The organism is Streptomyces sp. NK08204, assembly GCF_020400585.1.
Classification (GTDB): Bacteria; Actinomycetota; Actinomycetes; order Streptomycetales; family Streptomycetaceae; genus Streptomyces.
The window spans coordinates 1-2,978 of the sequence record NZ_JAINVF010000058.1 but is presented as its reverse complement, the minus strand read 5'-3'; the positions used below and the strand labels follow the sequence as shown (position 1 = coordinate 2,978).

The window sequence follows — 2,978 nt, the reverse complement described above, 5'->3', positions numbered from 1 at the left end:
CCTCCCGCCGCTCCCGCTCCGTGAGCATGTTGAGGTCGCCGATGCGTGCGCCGGGCGAGTCCACCACGGAGGTCAGCAGGGTCTGGAGATGGCCGGCCATGCGCTCGACCGTCTCCGCGTCGAACCTGCCGCGGTCGTAGACGAAGCGGAACTCCAGGGCGCGGCCCGCCGATACGACGAGGGTCAGCGGATAGCCGGTGCGCTCCACGCAGTTGACCAGGCGCCGGGTCAGCCCCTCGGGGAAGTCCGACGGCTTCTGCACCACCGGGTAGTTCTCGAAGACGAGGATGGACCGGAACAGCGGCTCGCCTCGCGGGATCCTGCTGTGTTTCTGCACGTCGACGAGGTGGCAGTACTCCCACTGCCGCATCTCCAGCTGCTCGTCCTGGAGGTCCCGCAGCCACTCGGACACGACCATGTCGCCCGTGAGCCGGCCTCGCACCGGCAGCGTGTTGATGAACAGCCCCATCATCGAGTCGACGCCGGGCAGGGCGATCGAGCGGCCCGAGATGGTGGAGCCGAACAGCACCTCCTCCTGGCGGCTGTACCGTGAGAGCAGGATCGACCACAGGCCCTGGACCAGGGTGTTCATCGTGACGCGCTGGGACTTGGCGTACTCCCGGGCCCGCGTGAACAGCTCGGCGGTGGCGCACACCTCGAACTCGCCGACGCCCGTGTCACCGGTGTCCCGGTCGACGTGCAGGGCGGTGGGCTCGGTGACGCCCGCCAGGTAGTCGGACCAGAACGCCGCGGAGCCGTCGTCCTGGCGGGAGTTGAGCCACTCGATGTAGCGGCGGTAGGGGACGGTCGGCGGCAGCTGGGCGGGGGTGCCGTCGAGCAGCGCCCGGTAGAGGGTGAACAGCTCCTTCTGGAGGATCTGCACACTCCAGCCGTCGAGGAGGATGTGATGGAACGACCAGACGACGATCCGGCGCTGGTCCGCCATCCGGAGCACGGTGACCCGGACCAGCGGGGCCCGGGACAGGTCGAACCCTCGGTCCCAGTCCTCCGCCAGGAAGGCGTCCAGCCGCTCCTCCTGACCGGACAGGCCGCGCAGATCCCGCACCTCGAAGGGGAGCGGAGCCCGGCGCTGCACCACCTGCACCGGCTCCGACACGCCCTCCCACACGAACGCGCTGCGCAGGATCGTGTGCCGGTCGACGAGCTGCTGCCACGCAGCGCCGAACAACGTCTCGTCGAAGGGTCCTTCGACCTCCTCCGTCATCTGCACCATGTACGGGCGCGTGTCGGAGGTGTCCTCCAGCGAGTGGTACAGCATGCCGAACTGCAGGGGCGAGAGTCCGTAGACGTCTTCCACGTTGTGCGCGCTCATATCGAGAACCTCTTCAGGATCGCGGCCATGTCGGCATCACCGACATCGGTGAGGGGAACACCGGGGGACTCCCGGCGGGCGTCGGCGGCTCCGTCGGCACTGCCGGCGATCAGCTCACGCAGGTGACCGAGGACACCGTCGGCCAGGCGCTCGACAGTGCGCCGGTCGTGCAGCGCGGTCGAGTAGCTGATGTACAGGCCGAACGTGTCGCCTTCGACGGCGGCGGTCACGTCCAGCACGTTCCAGCGCATGCCGTCCGGGCCGATCGAGTGGCCCTTGGGCTCGTCGGGACCGGCGTACCGCCCGATGCCCGGCAGGTCCCTGGTGAACTGCCCCAGGTAGTTGAAGTTCACTTCCGGGGTGGGCTGCCGGCGCAGTACGGAAGCCATGTCCGGGGCGCCGAGATGGCGCAGGATGCCGTAGCCGACGCCCTTGTTCGGGATCCGCGCCAACTGCTCGCGGACGGAGTCGAGCGAGGCCACCGGACCGGTGGATCCTGGTTCCAGCCTCAGCGCGACGGGGAAGACGGACGTGAACCATCCGACCGTCCGTGACAGGTCCACGTCCGGGAACAAGTCCTCGCGGCCGTGTCCCTCCAGACCGATCAGGGTCTCGTGCTCGCCCGTCCAGTCTCGTAGGGCGTGCGCCAGCGCGGTGAGCAACGCGTCGTTGATCTGGGTGCTGAAGGCCCGTGGCACGTCCCGCAGCAGCGCACGCGTCTCCTCGGGGCCGAGCGTCGCCACGACGCTGGCGGCGGATCCCAGGTCGTTGCGGCCGTCCCGGTCGCGCGGCAGCCGGCCGGCCGGCTTCGGCTCGGCCCAGTAGGCGAACTCGGTCCGTGCCTGCGCGGAGTCGGCGAAGCCGTGCAGTCGCTGCGCCCACGACCGGAACGACGTCGTCTTCGCCGGCAGCAGGGGCGCGAGCCCGGCGGCCCGACGCTCGTAGCAACTGCCCAGGTCCTCCAGGAGGATCCGCCAGGACACACCGTCGACCGCCAGGTGGTGTACGACGATGAGCAGCCGCTGCCCGCGCGTCGGTCCCCGCTCCAGCAGAGCGGCCCGCAGCAATGGGCCCTTGGCCAGGTCGAGACTCTGCTGCGTCTCCTCCGCGATGTCCAGCGACACCGACGCCAGGGACTCGTCCGCGACACCGGACAGGTCGTGCACGTCGAGGATGCCGGTGTCCACGGTCTCGTCCAGGTACTGCCGCCAGCCGTCGGCGCCCTCCGCGCAGCGCAGGCGGAGCGCGTCATGGTGCTCGATCAGGTCGGCCAGCGCGAGCCGCAGCACGTCGGGATCGAGCCCGTCGGTGACGAGGAGCTCGGCCTGGTTGAAGTGGTCGAACGCCGGCAGATCCTTCTCGAAGAACCAGTGCTCGATCGGCGTCAGCGGGACCTCGCCCACCACACGGCCCTGTTCCGCGTCGACCTGCGTGGCCGTACCGGCGTGGAGCGCGATCTCGGCGATCGTCTGATGCTTGAAGATCAGCCGCGGAGTGAGGTGCACACCGAACTTCTTGGCCCGGGCGATCATCTGGATGCTGATGATCGAATCCCCGCCCAGTTCGAAGAAGTTGTCGTGGATGCCGATGGTGTCGATGCCGAGGATCTCGGACCAGATCGCGGCGAGGGTGCGCTCGGTGTCCG

At 69.2% G+C, this 2,978-nt stretch carries 2 protein-coding genes; both read right to left on the bottom strand.

What is annotated here, in order from left to right:
• Window positions 1-1,333: condensation domain-containing protein (locus tag K7G59_RS34250; protein WP_225840615.1), on the bottom strand; the 1,333-nt coding region annotated here is incomplete at its 3' end.
• On the bottom strand, window positions 1,330-2,978 hold a 1,649-nt coding region (locus tag K7G59_RS34245), incomplete at its 5' end, for a condensation domain-containing protein (RefSeq protein WP_225840613.1). The genes K7G59_RS34250 and K7G59_RS34245, both read right to left, overlap by 4 nt.